This window comes from Chryseobacterium tructae (assembly GCF_030409875.1).
Classification (GTDB): Bacteria; Bacteroidota; Bacteroidia; order Flavobacteriales; family Weeksellaceae; genus Chryseobacterium; species Chryseobacterium tructae.
Genome location: NZ_JAUFQR010000001.1, coordinates 4,171,810 through 4,196,825, shown reverse-complemented (window position 1 = coordinate 4,196,825; position 25,016 = coordinate 4,171,810). Strand labels below are relative to the sequence as shown.

The window sequence follows — 25,016 nt, the reverse complement described above, 5'->3', positions numbered from 1 at the left end:
ATGAGATATATTAAAAATATAATGCTTTTTGCTATTGTTTATACATTACTTTTTCTAACCACATTTTTTTCAATGAAAGAATATTCAAGTGATGTATCTGCATCATGTGTTGATTGTTCTTACTTAAGAGATGTTTTAATTTTTTCTTTTTTTTCTTCAATAATAATAATGATACTCTTTTTTTTTGTTAAAAAGGTCGTAAAAAGAAAACAGCTTATTTCTATTGTAGTCATAATTACTTTTTTAATATCTGTTCTTATCAATAACTATAATATTTTTGTTGACAGAGTTTCAGCATGGAGCTCTTTTTCATTTGAAGGGGAGCTAATGGGGGTTATTTCATCATCATATTTATATACAATAATCAGTGTGATTTTATTGTGGTTTTTTATTAAAAAAATCAAATTGGCTGATAATATATAACAAAGAGGTTTATTTCATGTGGATCAGGACGTGCAGATAAGATTCGACTGGCAGATGAATGATACCAAGCATTTTGTAAGAGTGATGACCCCTGATGCAGGAGGAACAGATCAGATTACCCAAAATCGTGGTTACGTAGCGATTCCTGAACTTGGACATGAAATATTAAAATCCTATGGAGGGGTTGATTATTCTTGAAAGTTCAGAATTATACTCTTTTGATCAACATACAAAAGATGATGCACCAGAGTTTCCTTTAAGCGGTGAAATTGATTTGATGCCATATTATAGAGATAATATATTAGGAGATGAACATAAACAACCTAATTATTTTCTCAGACGCATAGCGGTGGAAAAAGATGTTTTAATTTTATTATGGTTAACAAAAGTTGAGATATTATGAAATTATTGTTATTTGTTTTATTTTTAATTGGATGTAAGCAGCAGTATTACTATGAAGGGTACGTACATGACGCTATTGATAAAAAACCAATATCCGGAATGCAGGTTTTGGATTTAGTAAATGATACTAAGACGGTAACAGATCATAGAGGATATTTTAAGTTACTTAAAAATAATAATATTTCTTCCAATTTAATTTTCCAAAAGAAACCCGATTATCAGGATAGTATATCTTCGATCCAAATTCAAAATGGTGAACAGCAAAAAGAATTATTCAAAGGAGAAAAAATATTTATACTGAAAAACAAAGTCAGAGATTCTATTCTAGGAAAAAATTGAATATTAAAGAAAAAGAAGAAAAAGAAAAAATAAAAGAGAAGAATCCCGGAGCGCTTACTTATTCACCACAATATAAACCGGTAACTGTTGTTGGACACAGTCGGGGAGCGGCAATAGCAGCTGGTGTGGCTTTAGGTATTATTTATTATGCTTATGAAATGGGAATAAATTCCTATTAATATTTTGTTTTTAGGAACTCACAAACCTCAGGGATTATATGGGAAAGATTACGAATCTTTTAAGTCATATTATCACTAATTCTTATATAATGAAAAGTATAACGTTATTAATAAGTATTTTTTTTATTGTGGCTTGCCAGGCACAAAAAATACCTCAAATACCCAAAGTTAAGCCTGTTTCAGATATAAAATATAGACTTGCTTGTGGATCAGAAATAAAAATAAAAAAAATAGATAATTGGTACAATGAAAAATATGTAGACAATAAAGTAGCTTATTATGATTTTAAAAAATCCAAAAATTTAAAAAGAGTTAAAGAACAATATTCAATAAAAAAAGATATTTTGTTTTATAATGGAAAGAAAGTGGATAGCCTTTTGATTTTTTATCGCCAAAGTGAGAATGTTAATTATTCTGTATATATTATTAATGGTAGACCAACAGGATATACTATAGATGTAAATAATAATCCAAATCCAAGTATGTATTCTGTGACTTATGATAAGGATGGGAATTTGAATTATAATTTTATTGAACAGCATATTTATCTTCACAAAGGAAACGGTATTATAAAAAATTATTATTATGGTGAATGGAATGGGAAAAATCAAAGTTTTAGTAAAGAAGTTTTAAAAGAAGAAGGAGAAGTAGAAAACAATTTCAAAGTTGGAGAATGGAAATATTACAATAAAGAAGGAAGAATAGACAGTATTAAAACTTATACTTTGAAGGATGCTGTAGATATCCGTTTTCCTTATTGTATTTTTAATAAAAATGAACCTTGTTATTAGATTGATTTGATTTTTGGAGATCTTGACAACTCTCTCTCAAAAATATAATGGATTATTTGTACAAATGAGAACTGTCAATGAAAATATATGAAATGAGATACTTTATAATCTTATTTATACTTTTTCACAAACTCTTGTTCACAACAAAAACATATAAACCACTTAAATTTCCTCCTAAACAGGGAATTGAAAAAGCTATAAAAGTACCAAGACTATTTATTTAAAAATAAATATTTTACTAAGTCATTAACAATGAGGATACGCACCCAATTAATATATTGTTTCTTCTCATGCTTTATATTCTTTCAATGTGATGCACAAAAAGAAAATTTGAATAAAAATAAATATGTCAAGCTTATAGACTCTTCTAACGAAAAGTTTGACCTTAGTATTTTGAAGAAATCAGATCAAAAATATGATAAGCCGGAACACTTTAGTTATGAATCTTATAAAACTATTAAAGGTGATGGTACGGAACAATTTGTTTCGGGTAATTATTGGGGGATAAAACAAAAAATTATTCTTCCAAAAGGCTGGTTCAATATCCAAAAGGAATACTATTCAAATGGAAATATAAAATCCAAAAGGATATATAATAAAACTTCACCAGGAGATTATGGGTTAATGTATGAGTTTGACGAAAATGGAAAATTAACTAAAACAATAAATTTTGATGAAGGTTGGCAGACTTCATTCGAAAAGATTACTGAAATATCAAAAAAGTATATTGAAAAATATAATTACAAAATTGATGTATCAGCAGACGCAGTAATTAATGCTGATCAACAGTGGAAGAAAGAATATATTAAAATATGGAGAAAAGAAAATAATGGTAAAAAATATTGGCAGATAGGTTTGAATAAAGCTCATTATGATAATCCTGATGATAAAAAATGTGAGCGAGTTGTAATTCTTGTAGATGATAGTTCTGGTAAGATTGTAAAAAGCGAACACTATTTTGATAAGTATAATAGTATTTTTCAAGAGTTGTAATGGGAACATTAATACTAATAAAACGATAAGCTTGGGTTTTATAAACAAATGATTTCTCAAGAAAATTTGGAAAAACAATATCAGAACTTATTTAAATAGAACAGGGTGAGTAAAAATTTCTTTATAGTTTTAATTTTATTTATACTGACTTCCAATAGTTGTTTGATTATGATTTCTTGCCAGTCAAAGAAATATAATAAAGAAACAAATACTATAGCTAATCAGTTTACAATTAAAGAACAGTTTCCAAACCATCAGACTGCCTTTGAAAAAAACGGAGATCAGATTGTGTTTTTTGCATCAGGAAAACAACATGAAATGTATGCAAAGGTAAATTTGAAATCGCACCTTTTTGATATACAAAATGTGGCTCTTTTCAATACCGATCATTTGTTGGATATAAGCCATTCTATGTATTTTCTACCAGAAAAATATTCTACCTTTTATAAATATCCTATTGGAAGAAGTGGAACTGCAGGCGGAGATTTCTTTACAACTATAGAATTTAATGAACTTGGACTAATTAAAAGTATCGAGAAAAATCTTCCGGATAGCAAAGATAAGTACCTATATAAATACAATAAATATGGGCAACTATTGAAAATTGTTGAAGATAAAATGATAGATAAAATGCTACTGGAGAATACTTACGATGAAAATGGGAGGCTTATTTCTCAAAAGAAAGATAATAAAGATACCAAGTTAGAAAGAGAATTTTCTTATGATAAGAATGATAATATAATAAAGGAAAGTATAAAAGAAAAGGAAGTGGCTTCTAATGGTAAAGTAATAAAAGATGGAAAATATACTCTCCTTTATCAATATAATAAGGGGCAAATTGTAAGAAAATATACAGAAAACGAAGATCACGTTATTGATTTTGAATATAATCCAACAGGTGATAAACTCATTAGCATTATTGAATATTATGGTGTTTTAGATAAAAATGATACAAAGAAGTGGATAAATCATTTTACCAAAACAGTATACACTTACAATGATAATCAGATTACAGAAGAGAGAAAATATGAATATCATATTATAAATTCTTCAGTTTTTACCAATAAAAAGTGGATCCCAATAACTATTGAAGAACAAAAGAAACTAGGCTGGCAAAAGTTTAAGGATCAATCAGAAATTCCGTTATCAGGGATCGAAAAAAAATATTCTTATCAATCAAATGAAATAAATGTTGATATTAATAAATATAGTTTTTCTATCACTTTAGCAAAAGGCAAATCAGAAAAAAATAAAGAGCTTCTAGATTCTGAAACAATTAAATACAGATTAGATAATATTGGAAGAATCATAAAACAAGAGGTCTATAATAAGAAAGAGCTTGTGAAAACACAAGAGTTTTATTATTAAAGTGTTTAAAAAGATAGGAGCTATGATTACTAAGTAATGTGAAAGGACTTCAGAATTACGGATTATATTTATCAACATTCATACAAAAAAAGACTGCCCCCTTTAAAGACGGTCTTTTTTTGCCTAAGGTGAAAATTTTATACTAATCAGCTGTTTTGTATTTTATTGATATGATGGTTGTTTTATATAATATTACTATCTTCAATAAACTAAACACAAAGCATATGAAAACTGAAGCAAAGACAAAAGGTTCATCTTTCCGTCCGTCTCAAAATGCAGACGGTATCTCTGAAAATCACCATGCAGGGATCAATCGGTTGGTCAAACTATCACTGGTTGTGGAAGGAAAAATTATTAAGTACTACAAACACTTTACCCTTAAACAAAAAGCAAGTTGTCATCACGAATTCAGCCTTACTATTGCCCATGAAGCAATGCATGCAATGAAGTTGCCGCACACATTTGCGAGTGTTGATGAAACAAATCTAGTTAGAGATTATACTTATCAGGCAACAAAAACAAACAATCTAATGGATTATAGTCATTTAGCCAATATAGAAAGGTTTTGTACTTATATTTGGCAATAGAAAGTCCTCAATAACAAAATTATTATTAAGTAATGAAAACTAAAAAAAGATTATTGCTACTTTCCATTTTGCTTGTATTAAGTTGTAATGGTCAAGATAAAGAAAAGGGAAAAATTGATAAAACTGAAATGAGAGAAAAACTAGACTTAAATTCTTTAGATAAAAAAGCGAAAAAAGTGCCCATTAGTTCTGATGCTTTTACATATGAGTATACAGAAAAAAAAGAAAATGGAGATTTAATTACTATAAATGGTAGTAAAGGAGAAGGAGGCTTTACTGAAAAGAAAATTTTTGCTAAGCCTTCATTTCTTACAGATTACAAAGAATTTTATGCTGATGGGTATTTAAAACGAAAAGAAACATATATCGGTGAAAAAACCAAAGTAAATACTTCAGAATATTTTGAAGAAAACGGAAACGTAGAAATAATAGATGAAAACAAGAAATTTGGTAAAATAAAGCTTCAAGATGTATTGAAATTTTTAGAAACAAAAAAAGTAATTAATCTTTCCAGTGGGAGCGGAAGATTTGATGAAGACGGTAATTCTACTTTTGAAATTAATTTCGATGAGAAAAAAAAGAAATATATTATCACTATCATAAAAGGAAAACCCAATTCTCCACCTTTTGATGGAATGGGAGAGCCCCCTGCTTTTCTACCTGTTGTCTATGTTATGGATGGAGAAACCGGAAAAGTGGAAGAATTAAAATAAAACTTACACGGTTTAAAAAATCAGAATTCCAATTTCTGATTTTTTTTATACTATTGTCTAGCCCAAAAGTAATAAAAAATTGATAATATTTCCAGATATGTCGTTGTAAAATCTATCCAAACACGAAGCGGACACTGAGTTGTCTTCACCGAAGACGAAAGCATTATCATCACTTATAAAAGTGGAAATGAGATTCACCTGGATACTACAGGAAGCAATATCACCATTACAGCACCGGAGACCATGACGTTCAACTGTAAGAATATGAACATCAATGTCGGTGAAAATATGAATACAACGGTGGGAATGAATAAATCTGATAGTGTTTCGATGAATCATGTTGAGAGTGTAGGAATGATGAAGAATATTTCTGTAGGAACTAATTTTATGACAAATGTGGTTGGGAAAATGGTAGAATTTATTACAGGAAATAAAGAATCTCATACGGAAAAAGATAGGCTGAGAGTAAGTAATGGAAAAATAACAACTCAAAGAATTGGTTCTCATGAACAACATTCAGAAAAAGAAATGCAAAACAATTCAGGAGAGAAATCTAAAAATCATTAATTATGAGCGTATGCAAAGAATCTTATATTGATGGAGACTATATTGAAACTACCGGGGGAAGCTGTAAAGTTTATGCAAAGGAAAATATAGAGAATGCTTCGATAGGTGATCAATTTAGCCAGAATGGGTTACAAGATGGAGTTTGTACGCTTCTAATGGACAGCCTCCGTTTATTGAATTTTAACCTTTATCTACTTATAATGGTGAGTTTGGCTTTGGCTGGCTTAATACAGAGAGTTCTGATAACGTATTGGAAATGCAGACTGATGATATAGTAAATTTGGAATTTGTTTTTGATGAATCCAAACAAGAATATATTTCTATAAGCTCAAATCCTGATTTAAAAAATGGGATTATTACGGATTCCTTTACAATGAAAATATTGATTATATTGCATCCTTCATAAAGAAATACTTTTACAAACAATACCATGTCATCAAATTAAATATTAATGAATAAAATCAACATTACAGATCATCTCAAATATTTCTCAAAACTATCCGCTGTTTTTATCTTCAGTGTATTTAAAATTTATGCCATAGGAATTCTGTCAACAGTCATTACTTTCTGTCTAGGAATCTATATATTGGCAGAAAGTCTGGGCTCTTCATTAGGTCATAGTGGGGCGATTGCATTTCTAACAGTAACGGTGATGGCAAAACCATTGTCTGCGGGTCTTTTCTATTTGTTAATGATAGCAGCGCCTTTTTGCATTGGTATTTTCTCTACAAAATATGGAATGTCAAGAATTATCAGCAGACTTGTACAGGATCATTCTAAAACGATTTTGGAACCCTTTATCGATAAGATTATTAATAAAATTAAAAATAATCAGCCGATGGTAGTTCGTAACAGCACAGACTATGCATTGGCAAAAGTCAGATTATTGAATGAATTTAAAAATAGTTCAGAAAACAAAATACTTAAACGTATTCTGGGATATGCTTTGAACAAAATTAAATTTGATGAACTGAATTTAGGGGATGAAAACGTAGACTTCTACGATATTATCAAAACTACTCTGATTGAAAAATTGCATGAATTAGCAGTACCTTCAGCCATGCTTTTTTATATCTATATCGGATTGCAGTGGCTAAGTCTGATCCTGATGTATTTTCTGAAAATATAGCTCCAGTGTCAGAAAATTGAGATTTTATGATCAGGCTGATCAGGATAAAAAAGATAAAAAAAGCCGTCATTACTTCTCTAATTGAAGAATTAACTATCTTTATCACATTTAGAATAAAATATTTAATTTTAGCAAAATAAAAGAACTGCTTTTGATTCATGAATCATCATCGATGAAAATATACACGTTCAAAAGCAAAGAACATCAAATCAATCTGAAAGAACAAAACAACAGAACGCAAATATTAATATAAGAAAAATTATAAATGGGAGTACTAGTAACCAACGAAACAGTAAAGCAGCTATTTCATATTGCTCAGTCGATAGCGAGGGAAAATTATAATGGAACATACGGAGGCCCTCATATTTTGCAGGCTCTAATGCATAAAGATATTGGTCTTAACGAATTTCTAAAAAGCATAGATAAAGATCCCGGTTATTTTTACGAGTGGGCAGATGTACGTATTGAAGAATATCCTAAGACCAGTCATCTTCCCGATGAGGTAGGTCAGGATGATGCTGTAGATACTCTTATAGAAGAAGCAGATGATATACGCTTAAAATTAGGATTGGATGAGATTACGCCGATCTGTATCCTTACTGCTATTGTAAAACCTCAGGTGGTATTTTCACTTCAGCAATTGAAGTCATTGCCATTAAGAGAACATGATATATTCAACCTGTATAGAAAAGATACTCCGTTTACTGTTTCTGAAAATGGAGATTTTGCATCACTATTCTCAAATGGGTCAGACTTTACAGATTCATCTTTTCCATCCATCAAAAGCTATTGTGTAGACAGAACAGCACAAGCTAGAAATGGGAATCTTGAAAATATTATCGGTAGAGATAAAGAGCTGAGAATGCTGGTAGAGATTCTTTGCCGAAGAAGCAAACCTAATGTAATTATCATCGGAGAACCGGGAGTTGGAAAAACAGCATTGGTAGAAGGATTTGCTATCGAAATTACAAAAGGAAACGTTCCCGAAATGCTTAAAAACGGAACCCTTCTAGAATTGGATACCGGAGCATTATTAGCAGGAACTTCATACAAAGGAGAAATAGAAGACCGTCTGAAAAAAGTAATCAATGAATGTAAGAAAATTGAAAAAGCTATTCTTTTCATTGATGAGATCCATACCCTTTTAGATCCAAAAGGAAGTATCGGAAACGTTGCCAACCTTCTTAAACCTGAATTGGCAAGAGGTGAGATTACCGTTATTGGAGCTACAACTCAGGAAGAATACAGAAAAATTATTGAACCGGAACAGGCTTTCAACCGTCGTTTTGAGGTATTAACTGTAAATGAACCGGATGAGCAGACTTGCGTAAAAATGATTGATGTTCTTCTTGAAGGATACAAAAAACACCACGGAATTGAAGTGGAAAAAGCAGCCCTTCCGGAATGTGTACGACTAGCTAAAAGATATGCAAAAGGTAAAAAATTGCCAGATGCTGCTATTGATTTGCTAGACAGAACCATGGCAGCTATTAAAATGCTGGATGAACTTTCTGAAAAAGAATTAGACAGCTGGAAAGTAAGTTATGACGCTATTTTAAAAGAAGAATACCTGGACAATAAAGACAAGGCAGATGAATTGATCTGGACTTATAATTTATTGAGAGATAAAATAAGCCCTATTTTATGGGGATCATTAAGTGAGCAGCCTGCATTGGATAATGCAATGCCAGTAGATCAGATCCAAAAGATTATTGAAGATACTTATGCAGAGCTTTTGCAGCATGCCGCTAAGAAAAGAGAGAAAGTAGACCGTTTAGAACTAGCTGCAGTAATGGCTGCGAAGACTAATATTCCGATCGGAAAGATTCAGGCGCAGGAAAAAGAAAAACTCCTGAATATGGAATCGCTTCTACTGAACAGAGTAGTAGGTCAGGATCATGCCTTAAAAATCCTTTCTGATGCTATTGTTGAAAACCGAAGTGGATTAAACAAACCAGGCCAGCCAATCGGATCTTTCTTCCTTTTAGGGCCTACCGGAACAGGAAAGACAGAACTTGCAAAATCAATGGCAGAACTCCTGTTCAACGATGAAAAAGCGATGGTTCGTTTCGATATGTCAGAATTTAAAGAAGAACATTCAGCTGCATTGTTATATGGAGCGCCTCCAGGATACGTAGGATATGAAGAAGGAGGAATGCTGGTCAATAAGATCAGACAACAGCCATATACTGTTGTTTTGTTTGATGAAATTGAAAAAGCCCACCATTCCGTATTTGATGTATTCCTTCAAATTATGGATGAAGGGAAGGTACATGATAAACTTGGGAAAGAAGGAGACTTCAGCAATGCTCTGATCTTATTTACCTCCAATATCGGAAGTGAAGAGATTGTAAAACAATTTGAAGAAGGAAAAATTCCTGAATCATCTTCCCTGATGCAGATCATGTCGAATTCAGGAAGATTCAGACCTGAATTCTTAGCCAGAATTACAGAAATTATTCCTTTTGCACCGATTACAGAATCCATTGCAGAGAGAATTTTCAATATTCAGCTGAAGTCACTTCATGCATCATTAACAAGATTAGGAATGGCTTTAAAGATCAGTGATGAAGCAGTGAAAAACTTAGCTTTGGGTGGATTCAGTAGTAAATATGGAGCCAGACAAATTTCCGGAGTCATCCGTGCACAACTGGCAAGACCTATTTCCAAAATGATCGTAAGAGAAGAAGTGAAATCCGGGCAAACCATCCATGTAGACTGGAATAAAGAGGAAGAAAAAATAAGCTGGAAAGTAGATTAATAAGAAAGTAAATAGCAAGAAGGCCAATTGATACAATTCGCCTTCTTGCTTTATAAATAACATTAAAATGAAAACAATTGTCAGAAATATCTTTACGGGAATAATGCTTTTGGGGACTGTTGCTTTAGTAAACGGACAGTTTCTTGCTGCATCAGATACTTCAGAAAGCAGTGTGAGAAAATATCAGGGAATCATTAATTCCAACAAAGATCTTGTTGAATTTATTGAACAACTACTTCTCCAGAAGGGACTTCCAAAGCATTTAAGAAACTTAGCCCTTATTGAATCCCATTTTGACAAAAATATTACCTCTGGAGCCGGAGCTGTAGGCGTATGGCAGTTGATGACAGCACATGCTAATCAGTATGGTCTTGCAGAGCATCAGCGTACAGATGTGTATAAAAGTACAAAAACAGCAGTCATTTCCCTGGCAAACCTTTACAAGAAGTACGATAACTGGGTAACAGTAGTAGCCGCTTACAACTGTGGAGAAGGAAATGTTGCCAAAGCTATGCAGGCAGCAGGTTCCAGCCAATACCATGAATTTTATAAATATCTTCCTGCAGAAACTGTTAATCACGTAAAAAAATACTTGAATGCCTGTTATGCAACAGGAGAACTTCAGAGTGTATTAAATAATTACAATTCTGCAAGGATCAATAAGGTGTTTTTTGAAGATGGAAATAGAAAGATACCTAATGAAACACTATCAGAAACGGAGATCAATGCCGGATTTAGCCTAAATGTAATTGCTGATGAACTTGATGTAGAAGTAGACAAGATTCTTGCCTGGAATCCTGGGATTACAGAAGAATTGCGAAGAAAAGGAGAAAGTACTTTTTATCTCCCTACCGATTTGATGCCTGATTTTCTTCTTAGAAAAAATAAGATCCTCACCAGATCAATAAAAGAAAGTGCAGGGACAGATTCCAGTGTACAACCTTAAACAAGTCAACAATATTAAAAAACCAAACCAATTTACGGTTTGGTTTTTTTGAAATTCTTTATGACTAATATTCTAAAAAAATAAAGAAGGAAATAAGAAATGTTTCATAGATATATTAAAAGCTATAGAATTCATGATCAAAACGAAGGAATTTTAAACGTTTATCATACTGAATAGTTTCATTTAATTTTCTTATTGTATCGTATGTAAGTAAAAGTTAAAATGTGTTAATGTTATACTAAAAAGTATTAATATTTCTCATTGATGTGGAAAATGTTCCTTTTGGTCAGTGTTTTATGAAGTTTAAAAATTCAATGTTTTAAAGCGTTTGAGTGGAGTTATTAAATCCAATGTCGTAGAATTACTACAAAAAGTCGTAGAACTACTACAATTTCTCAGATTTATACTTAAAAGTTTTTTTTCCGAAAAAAGACCCTCTATATTTGCTAAACAATCACCGAATCACAAAATATTATTAACGATTAAAATTTACAAATCATGGCAGAAAGAAATTCAAGAGGAATCTTAAAATTCAACAACGGAGAAGGTCAGAAATTATTAAAAATGAACTACAGCGTATCAAGATCTACTGACGTATCAGGACGTGTAGCTTCAGACCCTTCTAACGCACTTATCAAAGTTACAGTAGAAGCTACTGAAAAATCAGACATCCTAGAAAGCTTATTGAACGGAAAATATAAGCCAACAGTAGGAGAAGTAGTTTTCAACAAATCTCACGAAGAAGGAACACTAATCACTTTGAAGTGGGAGAACGGATATGTAATCCAACACGAAGTAGACTTTGATGCAATCGATAGCAACAGTATGTTAATCAGCTTCGTAATCAGTGCTGAAACTATTGACTATGGTACTTCTCAGTACGCTGGGCTTTGGCCATCAGCAGGTAAATAAGCCTATTCATCATCTTAGTAAAAATAAAATTGGTACAGGACAGTGCGCTCGGAAGAGTATGCTGTCCTGTTTTTTCATAAAGGTTAACGGATTTCGTGCAACTATTCTCTTAATAAGCAGGTTGCGGAAATCAAACCTTATATTTTTTGATTCTGTTGCTGTATGATCAGCAGTTTATTTAATATTTAACTTAAACACAAAATACTATGTTTCAGGATGACAAGACAATTAAAGTAGAAAGCCCAAAGGATAACCTTATAGGCAGTCAGAAGCAATTGAAAGATGCAAAGGAAAATGTTGCTAAAAAAGTAGAAGAAAAGTTGAATAAATCGGGTGATAAAGTAAAGAAGGCTGTAAAAGCCGGACAACAGGGAATGAATGCTGTACAGGGAACAAACATGTTCATGAATCAGACTTTTGTTCCTAATAACCCTTCTATCGTTGACAATAAAGTGTGGGCTAAACAGCCTACCTCAAAAATACATAATGCTGAAGCTATTCCTCAAAGTATTATTGCCGGAATCAACCGAGTGGTGAAACTGGATGTAGTTATTGAAGGACAAATTATCAAGCATTTTAAACATTTTAAATTAGTACAGAGTGCAGCCAAACATCATGAATTTAGCCTGACATTGGCTCATGACACATTGGGGAGCGCCGAGAACCATAACCTTGAGAAAGCCCAGAATTTCTTGGGCAAAAGGATAACAGTAGTTTTCAAATATAAAGATATCATACAGGGGGCTGAACGTAATTTTGTTGGCGTAGTCACAGAAGTTGGGTTCAGCCAGGAAAAAGGAAGTCTTGGAAATATCGTTCTTAAAGGATACAGTCCTACTGTATTATTGGATGCAGCCCCTCACATTCAAAGTTTTGGAGGCAGCCAGCCGATCAGTCTGAACAGCATTGCGTATCATGTCATCAGTGAAGGACTGGGGATGAATAAATTCGATTTCAGAGTAGACGCTCAGCATGGAAACGTTTCCTACAGTTCACAATACGAAGAAACGCATTACAATTACCTGGCAAGAATGGCTGAAGCTTACGGAGAACAGTTTTACTATGATGGGGAGGTATTGCACTTTGGAAAACTTCCACCTCAGGAAAAACCTGTGAAACTTACCTATGGAAGTAGCGTAAGTGATATTGCTATCAAAATGAAAGCCCAGCATGTAAGCCCTAGTTTTTATGGTTATAACAGCAGTAAAAACGAAAAAATGACGGGGGGAAGTTCAAAGATCAATCATACTTCAGATATTGCAAGACGTGCTTACGAAATTTCAGAAAAAACGTTTACCACTCCATCTTTAAGAGTGGCTCCGATAAAGGCCACATCCTTTATGGATATTGATGCTTCCCAAAAAGGAACAGCCGGAAGTAAGGCTTCTGAGGTTTTTATCACTTCCGGAACTACTACTGTACCTTTCTTATATCCGGGATGTACTGCAGATATTGAAATGCGTAAATCCGATAGCAATGAAACTTCTTATTTTACCAAACTAATGATTATCGAGGTGACCCATGAGGTAGATGCCAGAGGATATTATGATGGTAAATTTGAAGCGATTGCGGCAGATACGGGTTATATCCCACGTCCGGAATTTGAAACACCAAGAGCCGAAGCTCAGTTTGCAAAAGTAATATCCAATACAGATCCTCAGAATCAGGGAAGAGTTCAGGTACAATTTGACTGGCAGAATGGCTCGGATATTACAGAATTTATCCGTGTGATGTCCCCGGATGCAGGAAGCAGTGATAAAGTAAACAAAAACCGTGGATTTATGTCTATCCCTGAAGTAGGTGACCAGGTTATCATCAATTTTGTTCATCAACATCCTGACCGCCCGTTTGTAATGGGAGGAATGTTCCATGGTGGCATTGGTGCCGGAGGTGGTACCGGAAATAATGTAATGAGCTTTAGCGGAAGAAGTGGTGCCGAATTAAATACGACAACGGATCCGGATCCATGAATCTTAAAGATCAGGGCGGAGCTCATATGTTTTTTGATGGTTCTGGAAATGTAGTTCATAATGCCAATAATAACAGCAACAAGACAGTAGGCAATGACAAAACTGATACAATTGGCAACAATAAGAAACTTGAAGTAGGGTGCGATCATACCGCAGACGTTGGTAATACGCATAAAGTTGATGTAGGAAAAGGAAAAAGCGTATTTAAAATGGATAATGCCGGAGTTATTGATTTAACCGGAGCTGAAAAAATAACGATTAAAGTAGGAAACAGTAGTATTGAAATCTCAAAAACTGCTATTACTGTGAAGGCTGATACGGTAAATATAGAAGGAATTAGTCTTACCAATGTTGGGAAAAAAGCAGGAAATCCAGGAATAGTTATAGATGGTAATGTGACCGTTAAAGGAGCTCAAGTAGATATTAATTAATCCTCATCAATAAATTTCCAGTCAGAACGGGAACAGGAATTTTTTTAATTATTAATAATAGAAATCCATTGTATGGAATACAGCAAGTATCAGATAAAACGGGGAGATTCATTAGAGTCAATAGCGGAAAAATATCAAATGACAGGGAAGGAGCTGATGGCTTTTCATAATTCACACTCACCAGTGACTCAGCAGTTTTTTGGAAATTATCTGCCCATTCATATTGATACAGTGATAATACCACTGCAAAAAGATAAAGAAGAGAAAAAAAACATTGATTATACATCTTTCGAAAAAAAAAACAGATATAGAGCTGAACAACTGAATATAACCAGAATAGAAGACGAAGTAAAAAGCTATTCTCAGCTTAAAAAAGAATATGAAGTAGATTTTAATTTAACAAATCACCTGGTGAAAGTTAAGCTTTGCGATTTTTTTTATGAATTTAATCCACCGGCACTATCCCGTGTTTTCGACTTTGTATCCGAAGTAGATTATATCAGAAACGACTGCTTGGTAGAAATCAATACACTTGGAAGATTCAGTAAAATTGCTGATAAAAATAAGATAAAGAAAAATTGGGAACAGTTTAAAAAAAATAAGCTTAACGAAATTGAATTTATCAAAGTAGTAAAACAAACAAAACCTCAGGAGTATGTGAAGCTTATCCAGGAAGGTGATTTACAGTTTTCCAGTCAGTATAATGACGAAAAAGATTATAACAGAGATCTTTTTTATCTTACCCTGCTAGATAAGTATCTGTATAATGCAGATGAAAATATGGAATCAGAAGAATATACCTATCAATCACAGCTTTTTCCGGATGTGGTTGTCCCTATGACGGTGAGGTATGATGTACTGAAAAAAGATGAAGATCTGATTACCATCAGAAAAGTTTGGGAGACGATTGAATCTGAAGAGCTGTTAGACAAAGTAACCAAAGGCTATGAAAAGTATCATCAGCCTCTTATAAAATATAAATTTTCTGAGTATAGACTTGATATGAGAAATCTGTTTACTTATAATCTGAAGACAAAAACATTGGAGAAAGCAGAGCTGTCAATCATCGAAAATATAGAGAATAATATAAAATCTGAATGTATATTTAATCTGAGAAAAATATAAAAGCATTCATTAATTCTGGAAAAATATGATTTTTATAAAGACATTAGACAATAGTAAAAAGGTGGGTGTTGTGATTTTAACACTCCTTATTGTGCTGTTGTATTCTTATTTTGTACCGGGTTGGGAATATCTTGCTGACGTAATTCACTCACCTAATCTTAATATTAATAGTACTTTTCTATATTTTGTACTCTTTTTATTTTACCTGTTTCATGGTATTATTATCTATAAGATTTTAGAGTATATTTTTTCGTCAAAAGGAAGTATCAGGTTTATTGATCAATCTATAAGTATAGATTACAAAAAGAAAAGCTATACACTCCCTAAAAATGAAATAAGAATAGAAGATCATAAAATCCGGTTTCCATTTGAGGGTAATAAAATTACTGTTTCAAGACATCCATTTCATAGCAGTACACAGGAATACAATGATTTTTTAATGGATCTGAATGGAAATAATGAAAGTAAGATAATCAATACGGGCGAGCAGATTCCGGTAAGCTCTTTTTTGATCAAAAATCCTAAAGTTAAATTCATCATTTTCGTTATAATTGGTTTCGCTTTTATGCTATTATTTAGAAATATAATAGCACCTTATAAAAATGATATAGGAATAATAACAAGGACAAGAAATGCATTCTTGGAAATCTTGGTAACACTTCCTTTCCTGTTTTTATATTGTTCTCTGGTATATATCTACTTTTATTTTACTTCGGGAATTAAAGTCATTGAATTAACAAGAGATGCTTTGACTTTTAAAGGTTCTCAACAATTTATTTTACTTAAAAAACAAATTCATGAAGTTCACGTAGTAGAGAATGCGGCGGATCAAAAGGTTTTACGGATATTGTTTTATACAACCGATAAAAACACATATTCATTAAATTTTGTGACACCGAAGTTTGTAAATTCTATTAGTAATTATTGGAAGCTCGATGGTTTTTCTCCAGAAATTACTGTTGGAACAAATAAAAATCAAATAAAGAAAATTTATAAATTATGAGTAGGTATCTTCCTCAGGAAACACATGTAGTTTGTAGCTATCAGATGAATCCCTCTCCAGGAGCATTACTTGTAGATCCTAAAATGTGGAATCGTTCTGTAGTCTATAAATCAGAGAAACAACCCCTGCTTACAGAAGTAGATAAAGTTTTAAAAGATGATTTTGAATGCAAGAGCAATTGGGGGCAGGCTGCAGGCTGGTCATTTTTGGTAGCTGGTTTAGCACTGGGATTGGCTGTAGCATTTTCAATTTGTACTTTTGGGGTAGGAGCTATTGTTTTAGGAGCAGTAGCTGTTGCTGCAACAGTGCTTATTGCATCAAACAGTACAAAATGTAACCCTAATCTTGTAGAATGGATAAACCCTCATTCAAGTGTGAAATTTGAAGGACATAAAGCCCTTACTCAAAAATCATTTCTTAAATGTTCTGCCGGTCCGGGAATTCTTACTCCATTTCTTGATGAAGCAGAAGCAAAGTCTGCAGCAAAAAATGTGGCTTTCAGAAATTGGGGTGAAGTTAGCTTAACAGCTGTAATCAGTGGACTTTTCGGATACGGTGTCGGGCTTTCAGCTGGAACTGCGGCTGTTGCTGCCGGTGGTGGATTAGGCGCATTGGGACCTGGTCTTTTTGCAGGTGGAAAAGAAGCTGCAGTAGGAATTGTAGGAGCCTATCTTATTTTTCAACCCATTTCTACTTGGGAGGCACAGGGAATGCAGGGAATATACAGTGGTGATGGTAATACTACTTATGATCAGATGCTGACATCACGCCAAGAAATGGAAAGTTCCTTTACGGTAGACTCTCCTGATGATCCATATATCGGAACATCACAAACTGGTGCTGCTGGAGAGCTACTCAATCTTTCTTATGATAAATATCGACAAAATCAGAATGAAAAGTATATCAAAGAGATTATGAATCTGAAGGGTACCCGTGCAGAACGGGAAGCTAGAACAGCAGAAATAGTCGCAGAAATGAAGAAAACCCGATCCGGAGCTCAGGCAGTAGAAGCCATGAAAAGAAAAGGTAGTGGAAAAATTCTTCCAAGAGAAAAAACAAGTAATAAAGGTAATCGAGTAATTAATGAACATCGGGCTGAAACCAATAAAGCAATGAAAGGTCAGGCTGCTGAAGGTTTTGGAGGCGCAATAAATGTGGCAGGATTGGTACTTCCTTTACTGGTTTCGCCTCTCAACGAATGGACTTTTAGTGTATTAGCAGATTCGTTTGCAAACCAGTCAGCGGGCGGAGTTACAATCAATGCAGCACAGAATTGATAATAAGATATATAATGAGAAAATAAGTAGCTATTGTTTATATGATATGAAAAAAACAGCAGCTATCATCATAGGATTCATTGCGGCTTTAGGAATTCTAACGATTTCTAATACTCATTATGCTTTCTCTTTTGGAGACAGTGAAAGACTTGATAAAGGCTGGAAGGCTTATGAACGTAAAGAATATAGTTTTGCAATTGCTCAATTTGTAACAGTAGATTTAAAAGAACACCCTGAAATTGTAATTCCATTAGCCAATTCTTACCTGCAAGTGGGAGAACCTTATAATGCCATTCGGTATTTGGAACCTGCTTATCAAAATAAAAACTATAGTATGGATGATCATACGAAGATTATCAACCTATTAGGACGTGCTTATATTGAAGATAAAGAATATAAAAAAGGCAGGCTCTTCATGGAAGAATCAAGAAAATTGGGTAACTCATATAGTGAAAGAAATTTCAATATTCTCGATTCCCTGGAGAGAAATCAAATTAAATAAGCCATTGCCTTAAAGCAGAACCCAAACTATGATAATTATACAAAAAACAGAACATTCATGAACAAAAATGGTATTTCTGAGATTCATAGTTTTTAAAATATCTGACTCCACAATAAAAATAGTTATTAATATTGATGAGGTTCTATTGATTTTTCAACTATTAAAAGGCTCTTTTTAAAGATTATATTTCTCCTAATGGTGTGATAGTTTATGTTTTGCTTTTATTTTGCAATTATGGTTAAAATATTTATTAATAAGGAATTGGGTCGATCTTTAACTCCATTGTCGTAGAATTACGACATAAAATCGTAGAACTACTACAATTTTTCAGATTTCCTTGCAAAAGCTTTTTTTTCAACTTGGAGGCCTTTATCTTTGTCTTACAATTATTGAATAACAAAATATTACTAACGATTAAAATTTACAATCATGGCAGAAAGAAATTCAAGAGGAATCTTAAAATTCAACAACGGAGAAGGTCAGAAATTATTAAAAATGAACTACAGCGTATCAAGATCTACTGACGTATCAGGACGTGTAGCTTCAGATCCTTCTAACGCACTTATCAAAGTTACAGTAGAAGCTACTGAAAAATCAGACATCCTAGAAAGCTTATTGAACGGAAAATATAAGCCAACAGTAGGAGAAGTAGTTTTCAACAAATCTCACGAAGAAGGAACACTAATCACTTTGAAATGGGAGAACGGATATGTAATCCAACACGAAGTAGACTTTGATGCAATCGATAGCAACAGTATGTTAATCAGCTTCGTAATCAGTGCTGAAACTATTGACTATGGTACTTCTCAGTACGCTGGGCTTTGGCCATCTGCTGGTAAATAAGCCAGAACAACAACACTTAAAAAAACTAATGGAACAGTATACTCATGGAGTATGCTGTTCTGTTTTTTATTCAATACACAACTAAAAACGATATAAAAATGTTCAGACAAATTCTATTGATTCTCACTTTTACAATGTCATTTGCCATCTTCCAGGCACAGAATACTTCTTCTCTATACAAAGGCACAGTAAACGGGAAAATGCCGGTAACCTTATTTTTACAATCCGTAGAAAACGGCTGTGGTGGAGATCCTTATTATAATGCCATGTACCGCTACGAGAAAGTAAGCAATTGGTTGGAACTTAATGTTACAGAAGGAGCCAACCAGCAGTTTGCGATGGTAGAAGAAGGATTTACAGGACTGATGATCCTAAAAAAAGAAGGAGATGCCATGAATGGAACCTGGATCAGCCCGGATGGAAAAAAGCAGATCCCGGTACAGCTTACAAAGGTTAACATGGGCAAAAAAGACATGGAAAGCTACGAGAAAAAAATGGAACAGTTAAACTATGAAAACCATGATTGCTAACGATAGGTAAAAAGAAATAAGAAACTTGTCTTAATCCTATCAACTATTGTATATTAGGAACGGCTGCCATCATTCCCCTCCTCTGGAGGGTGTCAAATTGAAAATTTGACGGGGTGGTTCAAATAAATACCAACACTCCTACAGGTATCAAACAAGTCTATAGTAAATCGACACAAACCATCAGACTAGACAAGCAAAGCTAATTAACCAATCCTTTTCCATCCCGAATCAAGTTTCGAACACCCCGAATCCAATCCCAAAACTAGCAAGTTATCCTCCTATTTTCTTATATTTGTTCATTATAGATAATATGGACGCAACACAAGATAAAAGGCTGTTTCTCATCGATGCCTATGCGATGATTTTCAGAGGATATTACGCACTGATCAGAAATCCAAGGTTAACCAGCACAGGTTTAGATACCTCTGCCATCTTTGGCTTTACGAACTCTTTGATCGAATTGATCCGAAGAGAAAAACCAACTCACCTGGCTGTTGTTTTTGATGTAGGAAGAGCAAGCGTAAGAACTGATGACTTTGCTGATTATAAGGCCAATAGAAGTGAAACCCCTGAGGCTATTAAAATTGCTGTTCCATATATTCATAGAATTCTGGAAGGAATGCATATCCCGATCCTGGGTGTTGAAGGCTATGAAGCAGATGACGTAATAGGAACCATCGCTTGCAAAGCAGAAAAAGAAGGGTATACCACTTTTATGGTAACACCCGATAAAGACTTTGCACAGCTGGTTACAGATAAAATCAAAATCTATAAGCCAGGTTTAAAAGGAGGAGATATAGAAATTCTCGGCGTAGAAGAAGTCAAGGCCAAATATGAGATCGAAGACCCTAAACAGGTGATCGACTATCTGGCAATGATGGGAGATGCTGTAGATAATATCCCTGGATTAGAAGGAGTAGGTGAAAAAACAGCGATGAAATTCCTTAAAGAATTCGGAAGCATTGAAAACTTATTGGCTAATACCGACAAACTAAAAGGGAAGTTAAAAGAAAAGGTAGAAGCCTCTGCAGAACGTGGAATAATGTCTAAAAAATTGGCCACCATTATCTGTGATGCTCCTGTAGAATTCCATCAAGAACAATATGATCTTGAAACTCCCGATTTTGAAAAAGTAAAAGAAGTTTTCGAAGAAATCGAATTCCGAAGATTATATGAAAATCTTTATAGAGCTTTTGCTCCGGCTGCTACAGAAACTGTTGTGGTAAGTGAAGTAGAAGTGAAGCAGACTCCGGCAGGAACAGAAATGAAAGGACAGGTGATGCAGCTTGATCTTTTTGCTAATTTTGAAGAGCTGGATCAGGCAACTTCTACAAAATCTTCTATTGAGCATAACGATCACCTCTATCAGTTTGTTGATAATCCAAAAGCTCAAAAAAAACTGGTAGACAATCTTTTGAAACAGAGAACTGTTTGCTTTGATACAGAAACCACTTCATTGAACGAGCTGGAAGCAGAACTGGTAGGAATGAGTTTTTCCTATAAAAAAGGGTTGGCATATTATATTCCTTTATCCGAAAACAGGGAAGAAGTGTTGCAGACTCTTGAAATCTTCAGACCGTTTTTTGAGAAAGAGGACTTACTAAAAATCGCTCACAATTTAAAATTCGATTATAAAATATTAAAACAGTACGACATCACCGTGAAAGGTGCCATGTTCGATACTATGATAGCTCATTATCTGTTGAATCCTGATGGAAGACATGGTATGGACTATCTTTCTGAAGTATATTTAAATTATAAACCTGTTTCCATTGAAACTATTATTGGGAAAAAAGGGAAAAAACAAGGAACTTTCAGGGATGCTGACCTTAGAACGCAGACAGATTATGCTGCAGAAGATGCCGATGTAACATTCCAGTTGTATGAGTTATTTGCCCCACAACTGAAAAAAGAAAATCTGGAAGAGCTTTTCTTCAATATTGAAATGCCACTGATGGAAGTTTTGGCCAAAATGGAACTTGCAGGAATTTCTTTAGATGAAAAATGGCTGGCACAGGAAAGTATTGATCTTGAAAATGACCTGAGAAATTTAGAAAAAACAATTTTTGAACTCTCAGAAGAAGAATTCAATATGAATTCACCTAAACAGTTAGGCGAAATTCTGTTTGAAAAAATGCAGCTTGATCCCAAAGCCAAGAAGACAAAAACAGGACAATATGCTACATCAGAAGATGTACTTCAGAAGCTGGCTTCAAAGCATGAGATCATTAAGCATATTCTGGAATACAGAACATATCAGAAACTAAATCAACGTATGTAGATGCTTTGCCATCGCAGATCGATAAATTAGATAACAGAGTACACACCAACTTCTCTCAGACTACAGCGGCTACAGGCCGTCTGGCAAGTGTGAATCCAAACCTTCAGAATATTCCGATCAGAACGTTGAGAGGCCAGCAGATTCGTGGAGCCTTTGTTTCCGGAGAAGGGAAAAAGATCATTTCTGCCGATTACTCGCAGATCGAACTTCGTCTTATCGCTGAAATTTCAGGAGAAGATAATATGATAAAAGCATTCCAGGATGGAGAAGATATTCACGCCTCTACAGCGGCAAAGCTCTTTAAAATTCCTTTGGAAGAAGTTTCAAAAACCCAAAGAAGTCAGGCGAAGACCGTAAACTTTGGAATCATTTACGGACAGGGAGCTTTTGCATTGGCAGAACAAACCGGATTATCCCGTACAGAAGCTAAACAGATGATCGAAGCCTATTTTGAAACCTATCCGAAATTGAAAAAATATATGGCGGAACAGGTGAATAAAGCCCGTGAGACAGGATATGTTGAAACTATTCTGGGAAGAAAACGTCATCTAAAAGATATTAATTCCAACAATTTTGTCGTAAGGGGGCATGCAGAAAGAAACGCGGTAAACGCTCCGGTACAGGGAAGTGCAGCCGATGTTGTAAAGTTGGCAATGATTAAAATAGACAGAGAATTGGAAGAACGACAAATGAAAACCAAAATGTTACTTCAGGTACATGACGAATTGGTCTTCGAAGCTCCGGCAGACGAGATTGAATCCGCTTCAAAATTGATCAAAACCGAAATGGAAAATGCCTTGAAAACACAAGTTCCGTTATTAGTGGAAATTGGAGTAGGGGATAACTGGCTGGAAGCCCATTAATAATCCAAACTTACTTGAACGATAAATAAAAAACTTCTGCTCATAAGCAGAAGTTTTTTATTTTTTAAACGTCAAATTCAATTTCACCAATATAATACAGCTTGTTTTCTTCACCATCCACAGAAACAGGATTAGGAATAACAAATCTGCTGGCAAAAACGATGGCATTTACTGGAGTATCCAGACTCATCTCATTAAGCTTTTGCTCTAAAATCGGAAGCCATTGGTCTGCGTATGAATATTCTGAGAACTTTTCAACCAATCCCAATCTTTCATCTTCAAAACCATATTCTATAAAGTCATCATCAAACCATTTGATATTCTGAGATTCTGCAAATTTTGAAACATATTGATCATCATTTTCCTCTTCCAGATAATAATTTTCATCCTCTTCTACAAAAGCATAAAATTCTTCTTCATTTTTAAAATACCCCAGCCAGAAGTGAGAAATTTCTTTGTCCATAATGTATTGTTTGTTGTATTATTTAATATAGTTATTTAAAATGTATTTTCCAAGTGATTAGACCTTTTGAATTCCTTTTACCGTTGAAATAATAGATGGAATGCTTCTTATTTTTTCAATTGGAAATGTAATATTACAAAAGTTTTTCGTTAGATCAGAATTTTTGGATCGTGGCACGCAAAGTTGGGCATCAAAAATAGTTCCGTAAAATTTTTTATTGTAATTTTATTCTATTCTTAAATTTTAAAAATGGAATTTCTACAGGACCATTATGTGGTCAAAAATGAATTGCTACTGATCTTTATTTCTGTAATCCTGGGATTATTAATTGGTGCTGAACGAGAATATCGTAATAAATCTGCAGGGTTGCGTACTTTTATTCTGGTTTGCTTTGGTGCTTGCCTATTTACAATTCTTTCTATTAAAATAGGAGTTGCTAATCCGGATCGTCTTGCAGCCAATATCATTACAGGAATAGGTTTTTTGGGAGCTGGAGTAATATTTAAAGGTGAAAATAAGATTGAAGGAATTACAACAGCTACTACTATTTGGGCAACAGCCTCTATAGGAATGGCGGTAGGTTCCGGATATGTCTACTTTTCTCTTCTGGGAACAGCTTTGGTGCTTATTATTCTAAGTGCTTTAACTTATCTTCAGAGTTTTATAGATAACTATCACAAAGTAAGGGAATATAAAATTGGGTTTAGCCATTCAGAAGATGCCAGACATTGTGAAGAGCTATTTAAAGAGCATCACTTGAAGTATTTATTAATCAAACAACAATACACTCAGGGAAATATTACGGTTACCTGGAGAATTACAGGGAAGAATACCCAGCATGAAAAACTGATGAAAGACCTTATTGATGATTCAAAGATCATCGCGTATCAGTTTTAGGATAAGGCAAAAAAATAAAGGCCGAAGCCTTTATTTTTATTTTTTCTTTAATATATAAAGATCCTTGTTAGGCCCATCGATTTCTTTTCCTTCCATATCCAATTGGATAATCATGCCTTCAACAACTTTATACTTATTGTCAGCTGTTTTACCTTTTAAAGTGATAATACTTCCTGTAGCATCCCATGTAAAAGTTCCTTTATCTTCGTTCTTGGATTTTCTTTCAAGATATTCTTCAGTAATGCTGAAAGTTTTATCATTGTTCAAGGTTAATGAAGTCTTGATTCCGGGACAGTCTGCACATGGTACAGTTCCTTCATAAGTACCATTCCAATCCAACGAGTTTTCAGTAGTGTCTCCTTGTGCGCTTGTGATAGGATGAGTGATGCTGTCTGTAGTTACAGCAGTTGCAGCAGAGTCGCTAGTTGAAGCTTTAGTGTCAACAGTTTCTTTTTTAGAACAAGAAGCAAGGAATAAAGCTGCTCCAATCCCAAGGATAAGTGTTTTGTTTTTCATCATAATAATTAATTTAAGTATGTTTTTTATTAAACTGACAAGCTATAAACAAAAATTGAGCCAAGAAGATATGAGGATGAGAGTTCCGCGATTGGTAATTTGGGAAGGAAAAAAGGAGATGGTTCATTCGTTTATTAATATTTGTTTTTATCAACAACGAGCAGCTATTCACGATTCATTTGCAATGCAAAAATCGGGTGTTGCC

At 33.9% G+C, this 25,016-nt stretch carries 27 protein-coding genes and 1 pseudogene; 26 read left to right on the top strand and 2 right to left on the bottom strand.

The features are described 5' to 3' along the window. The 25 genes and pseudogenes from QWZ06_RS20770 to polA all read left to right on the top strand — a co-directional run bounded on the left by QWZ06_RS20770 (position 1) and on the right by polA (position 22,935). Positions 1-423, top strand: coding sequence for a hypothetical protein (locus QWZ06_RS20770; protein WP_290300920.1), 423 nt, complete (start codon positions 1-3; stop codon positions 421-423). A gap of 18 nt (positions 424-441) precedes the next feature. Further along, positions 442-621 (top strand): hypothetical protein, encoded by a 180-nt coding sequence (locus tag QWZ06_RS20765; protein WP_290300919.1) that lies wholly within the window; start codon positions 442-444, stop codon positions 619-621. Further along, positions 599-826, top strand: a complete 228-nt coding sequence (locus tag QWZ06_RS20760) for a hypothetical protein (protein ID WP_290300918.1) — start codon at positions 599-601, stop codon at positions 824-826. Before QWZ06_RS20765 ends, QWZ06_RS20760 begins: the two co-directional genes overlap by 23 nt. Next, a complete protein-coding gene (locus tag QWZ06_RS20755) occupies positions 823-1,164 on the top strand; it encodes a hypothetical protein (RefSeq protein ID WP_290300917.1) in 342 nt (113 codons plus the stop codon). The genes QWZ06_RS20760 and QWZ06_RS20755 overlap by 4 nt, the downstream gene beginning before the upstream one ends. Next, positions 1,161-1,343, top strand: coding sequence for a hypothetical protein (locus QWZ06_RS20750; protein WP_290300916.1), 183 nt, complete (start codon positions 1,161-1,163; stop codon positions 1,341-1,343). Before QWZ06_RS20755 ends, QWZ06_RS20750 begins: the two co-directional genes overlap by 4 nt. A gap of 38 nt (positions 1,344-1,381) precedes the next feature. Beyond that, the gene (locus QWZ06_RS20745; RefSeq protein WP_290300915.1) at positions 1,382-2,134 is read left to right on the top strand and encodes a toxin-antitoxin system YwqK family antitoxin; all 753 of its coding nucleotides are present in this window, start codon (positions 1,382-1,384) and stop codon (positions 2,132-2,134) included. 330 nt (positions 2,135-2,464) lie between these two features. Next, positions 2,465-3,127 carry a hypothetical protein gene (locus QWZ06_RS20740; RefSeq protein ID WP_290300914.1) on the top strand — a complete coding sequence of 221 codons (663 nt, stop codon included), beginning with the start codon at positions 2,465-2,467 and terminating at the stop codon, positions 3,125-3,127. Between the two features lie 168 nt (positions 3,128-3,295). Continuing rightward, complete coding sequence (locus QWZ06_RS20735) at positions 3,296-4,495, top strand: hypothetical protein (RefSeq protein WP_290300913.1); 1,200 nt, start codon at positions 3,296-3,298, stop codon at positions 4,493-4,495. Positions 4,496-4,719: 224 nt separating this feature from the next. Further along, a complete protein-coding gene (locus QWZ06_RS20730; protein WP_290300912.1) occupies positions 4,720-5,082 on the top strand; it encodes a hypothetical protein in 363 nt (120 codons plus the stop codon). 32 nt (positions 5,083-5,114) lie between these two features. Continuing rightward, a complete protein-coding gene (locus tag QWZ06_RS20725) occupies positions 5,115-5,795 on the top strand; it encodes a hypothetical protein (protein ID WP_290300911.1) in 681 nt (226 codons plus the stop codon). Between the two features lie 264 nt (positions 5,796-6,059). Continuing rightward, complete coding sequence (locus QWZ06_RS20720) at positions 6,060-6,362, top strand: hypothetical protein (protein WP_290300910.1); 303 nt, start codon at positions 6,060-6,062, stop codon at positions 6,360-6,362. Positions 6,363-6,364: 2 nt separating this feature from the next. Then, positions 6,365-6,637, top strand: coding sequence for a hypothetical protein (locus tag QWZ06_RS20715; RefSeq protein ID WP_290300909.1), 273 nt, complete (start codon positions 6,365-6,367; stop codon positions 6,635-6,637). A gap of 176 nt (positions 6,638-6,813) precedes the next feature. After that, on the top strand, positions 6,814-7,491 hold the full coding sequence (locus QWZ06_RS20710) for a hypothetical protein (RefSeq protein WP_290300908.1): 678 nt from the start codon (positions 6,814-6,816) through the stop codon (positions 7,489-7,491). A 265-nt stretch (positions 7,492-7,756) separates the two neighbouring features. Continuing rightward, positions 7,757-10,252, top strand: a complete 2,496-nt coding sequence (locus QWZ06_RS20705; RefSeq protein ID WP_290300907.1) for an ATP-dependent Clp protease ATP-binding subunit — start codon at positions 7,757-7,759, stop codon at positions 10,250-10,252. Between the two features lie 67 nt (positions 10,253-10,319). Beyond that, positions 10,320-11,198, top strand: a complete 879-nt coding sequence (locus tag QWZ06_RS20700) for a lytic transglycosylase domain-containing protein (protein ID WP_290300906.1) — start codon at positions 10,320-10,322, stop codon at positions 11,196-11,198. A 498-nt stretch (positions 11,199-11,696) separates the two neighbouring features. Continuing rightward, positions 11,697-12,110 carry a type VI secretion system tube protein TssD gene (tssD, locus tag QWZ06_RS20695; protein ID WP_290300901.1) on the top strand — a complete coding sequence of 138 codons (414 nt, stop codon included), beginning with the start codon at positions 11,697-11,699 and terminating at the stop codon, positions 12,108-12,110. Positions 12,111-12,316: 206 nt separating this feature from the next. Next, the gene (locus QWZ06_RS20690; protein WP_435384134.1) at positions 12,317-14,080 is read left to right on the top strand and encodes a type VI secretion system Vgr family protein; all 1,764 of its coding nucleotides are present in this window, start codon (positions 12,317-12,319) and stop codon (positions 14,078-14,080) included. Then, positions 14,077-14,511, top strand: coding sequence for a bacteriophage T4 gp5 trimerization domain-containing protein (locus QWZ06_RS28255; protein WP_435384133.1), 435 nt, complete (start codon positions 14,077-14,079; stop codon positions 14,509-14,511). Before QWZ06_RS20690 ends, QWZ06_RS28255 begins: the two co-directional genes overlap by 4 nt. Before the next feature lie 72 nt (positions 14,512-14,583). Beyond that, the gene (locus QWZ06_RS20685) at positions 14,584-15,636 is read left to right on the top strand and encodes a LysM peptidoglycan-binding domain-containing protein (RefSeq protein ID WP_290300905.1); all 1,053 of its coding nucleotides are present in this window, start codon (positions 14,584-14,586) and stop codon (positions 15,634-15,636) included. 25 nt (positions 15,637-15,661) lie between these two features. Continuing rightward, entirely contained in the window at positions 15,662-16,639 is a 978-nt protein-coding gene (locus QWZ06_RS20680) for a hypothetical protein (protein ID WP_290300904.1), read from the top strand. Continuing rightward, a complete protein-coding gene (locus tag QWZ06_RS20675) occupies positions 16,636-17,916 on the top strand; it encodes a PAAR-like protein (protein ID WP_290300903.1) in 1,281 nt (426 codons plus the stop codon). The genes QWZ06_RS20680 and QWZ06_RS20675 overlap by 4 nt, the downstream gene beginning before the upstream one ends. 46 nt (positions 17,917-17,962) lie before the next feature. Then, positions 17,963-18,418, top strand: coding sequence for a tetratricopeptide repeat protein (locus QWZ06_RS20670; RefSeq protein WP_290300902.1), 456 nt, complete (start codon positions 17,963-17,965; stop codon positions 18,416-18,418). A 429-nt stretch (positions 18,419-18,847) separates the two neighbouring features. After that, positions 18,848-19,261 (top strand): type VI secretion system tube protein TssD, encoded by a 414-nt coding sequence (gene tssD, locus QWZ06_RS20665; protein WP_290300901.1) that lies wholly within the window; start codon positions 18,848-18,850, stop codon positions 19,259-19,261. 98 nt (positions 19,262-19,359) lie between these two features. Then, positions 19,360-19,791: a hypothetical protein gene (locus QWZ06_RS20660; RefSeq protein ID WP_290300900.1), complete on the top strand. Its 432-nt coding sequence runs from the start codon at positions 19,360-19,362 to the stop codon at positions 19,789-19,791. A 310-nt stretch (positions 19,792-20,101) separates the two neighbouring features. Next, positions 20,102-22,935, top strand: a pseudogene (gene polA / locus QWZ06_RS20655) (DNA polymerase I). Positions 22,936-22,999: 64 nt separating this feature from the next. On the opposite strand, the gene QWZ06_RS20650 reads toward polA, so the two are convergent. Beyond that, positions 23,000-23,398: an immunity 22 family protein gene (locus tag QWZ06_RS20650; protein WP_290300899.1), complete on the bottom strand. Its 399-nt coding sequence runs from the start codon at positions 23,396-23,398 to the stop codon at positions 23,000-23,002. A gap of 249 nt (positions 23,399-23,647) precedes the next feature. Here QWZ06_RS20650 and QWZ06_RS20645 point away from each other — a divergent pair, with 249 nt between their 5' ends. Continuing rightward, entirely contained in the window at positions 23,648-24,295 is a 648-nt protein-coding gene (locus tag QWZ06_RS20645) for an MgtC/SapB family protein (protein ID WP_290300898.1), read from the top strand. 36 nt (positions 24,296-24,331) lie between these two features. Here QWZ06_RS20645 and QWZ06_RS20640 read toward each other — a convergent pair whose 3' ends face one another. Then, on the bottom strand, positions 24,332-24,814 hold the full coding sequence (locus QWZ06_RS20640; RefSeq protein WP_290300897.1) for a copper resistance protein NlpE: 483 nt from the start codon (positions 24,812-24,814) through the stop codon (positions 24,332-24,334). Positions 24,815-25,016 lie beyond the last annotated feature (202 nt).

Excerpts from the sequence above, each read along its gene's own strand:
- QWZ06_RS20730 (WP_290300912.1), top strand. The coding sequence starts at position 4,720 with ATGAAAACTGAAGCAAAGACAAAAGGTTCATCTTTCCGTCCGTCTCAA.
- tssD (WP_290300901.1), top strand. The coding sequence starts at position 11,697 with ATGGCAGAAAGAAATTCAAGAGGAATCTTAAAATTCAACAACGGAGAA.
- QWZ06_RS20700 (WP_290300906.1), top strand. The coding sequence starts at position 10,320 with ATGAAAACAATTGTCAGAAATATCTTTACGGGAATAATGCTTTTGGGG.
- QWZ06_RS20670 (WP_290300902.1), top strand. The coding sequence starts at position 17,963 with ATGAAAAAAACAGCAGCTATCATCATAGGATTCATTGCGGCTTTAGGA.
- QWZ06_RS20715 (WP_290300909.1), top strand. The coding sequence starts at position 6,365 with ATGAGCGTATGCAAAGAATCTTATATTGATGGAGACTATATTGAAACT.
- QWZ06_RS20755 (WP_290300917.1), top strand. The coding sequence starts at position 823 with ATGAAATTATTGTTATTTGTTTTATTTTTAATTGGATGTAAGCAGCAG.
- QWZ06_RS20710 (WP_290300908.1), top strand. The coding sequence starts at position 6,814 with ATGAATAAAATCAACATTACAGATCATCTCAAATATTTCTCAAAACTA.
- QWZ06_RS20705 (WP_290300907.1), top strand. The coding sequence starts at position 7,757 with ATGGGAGTACTAGTAACCAACGAAACAGTAAAGCAGCTATTTCATATT.
- QWZ06_RS20735 (WP_290300913.1), top strand. The coding sequence starts at position 3,296 with ATGATTTCTTGCCAGTCAAAGAAATATAATAAAGAAACAAATACTATA.
- QWZ06_RS20690 (WP_435384134.1), top strand. The coding sequence starts at position 12,317 with ATGTTTCAGGATGACAAGACAATTAAAGTAGAAAGCCCAAAGGATAAC.
- QWZ06_RS20645 (WP_290300898.1), top strand. The coding sequence starts at position 23,648 with ATGGAATTTCTACAGGACCATTATGTGGTCAAAAATGAATTGCTACTG.
- QWZ06_RS20675 (WP_290300903.1), top strand. The coding sequence starts at position 16,636 with ATGAGTAGGTATCTTCCTCAGGAAACACATGTAGTTTGTAGCTATCAG.
- QWZ06_RS20640 (WP_290300897.1), bottom strand. The coding sequence starts at position 24,814 with ATGATGAAAAACAAAACACTTATCCTTGGGATTGGAGCAGCTTTATTC.
- tssD (WP_290300901.1), top strand. The coding sequence starts at position 18,848 with ATGGCAGAAAGAAATTCAAGAGGAATCTTAAAATTCAACAACGGAGAA.
- QWZ06_RS20660 (WP_290300900.1), top strand. The coding sequence starts at position 19,360 with ATGTTCAGACAAATTCTATTGATTCTCACTTTTACAATGTCATTTGCC.
- QWZ06_RS20745 (WP_290300915.1), top strand. The coding sequence starts at position 1,382 with ATGGGAAAGATTACGAATCTTTTAAGTCATATTATCACTAATTCTTAT.
- QWZ06_RS20720 (WP_290300910.1), top strand. The coding sequence starts at position 6,060 with ATGAACATCAATGTCGGTGAAAATATGAATACAACGGTGGGAATGAAT.
- QWZ06_RS20680 (WP_290300904.1), top strand. The coding sequence starts at position 15,662 with ATGATTTTTATAAAGACATTAGACAATAGTAAAAAGGTGGGTGTTGTG.
- QWZ06_RS28255 (WP_435384133.1), top strand. The coding sequence starts at position 14,077 with ATGAATCTTAAAGATCAGGGCGGAGCTCATATGTTTTTTGATGGTTCT.
- QWZ06_RS20760 (WP_290300918.1), top strand. The coding sequence starts at position 599 with ATGGAGGGGTTGATTATTCTTGAAAGTTCAGAATTATACTCTTTTGAT.
- QWZ06_RS20650 (WP_290300899.1), bottom strand. The coding sequence starts at position 23,398 with ATGGACAAAGAAATTTCTCACTTCTGGCTGGGGTATTTTAAAAATGAA.
- QWZ06_RS20770 (WP_290300920.1), top strand. The coding sequence starts at position 1 with ATGAGATATATTAAAAATATAATGCTTTTTGCTATTGTTTATACATTA.
- QWZ06_RS20725 (WP_290300911.1), top strand. The coding sequence starts at position 5,115 with ATGAAAACTAAAAAAAGATTATTGCTACTTTCCATTTTGCTTGTATTA.
- QWZ06_RS20685 (WP_290300905.1), top strand. The coding sequence starts at position 14,584 with ATGGAATACAGCAAGTATCAGATAAAACGGGGAGATTCATTAGAGTCA.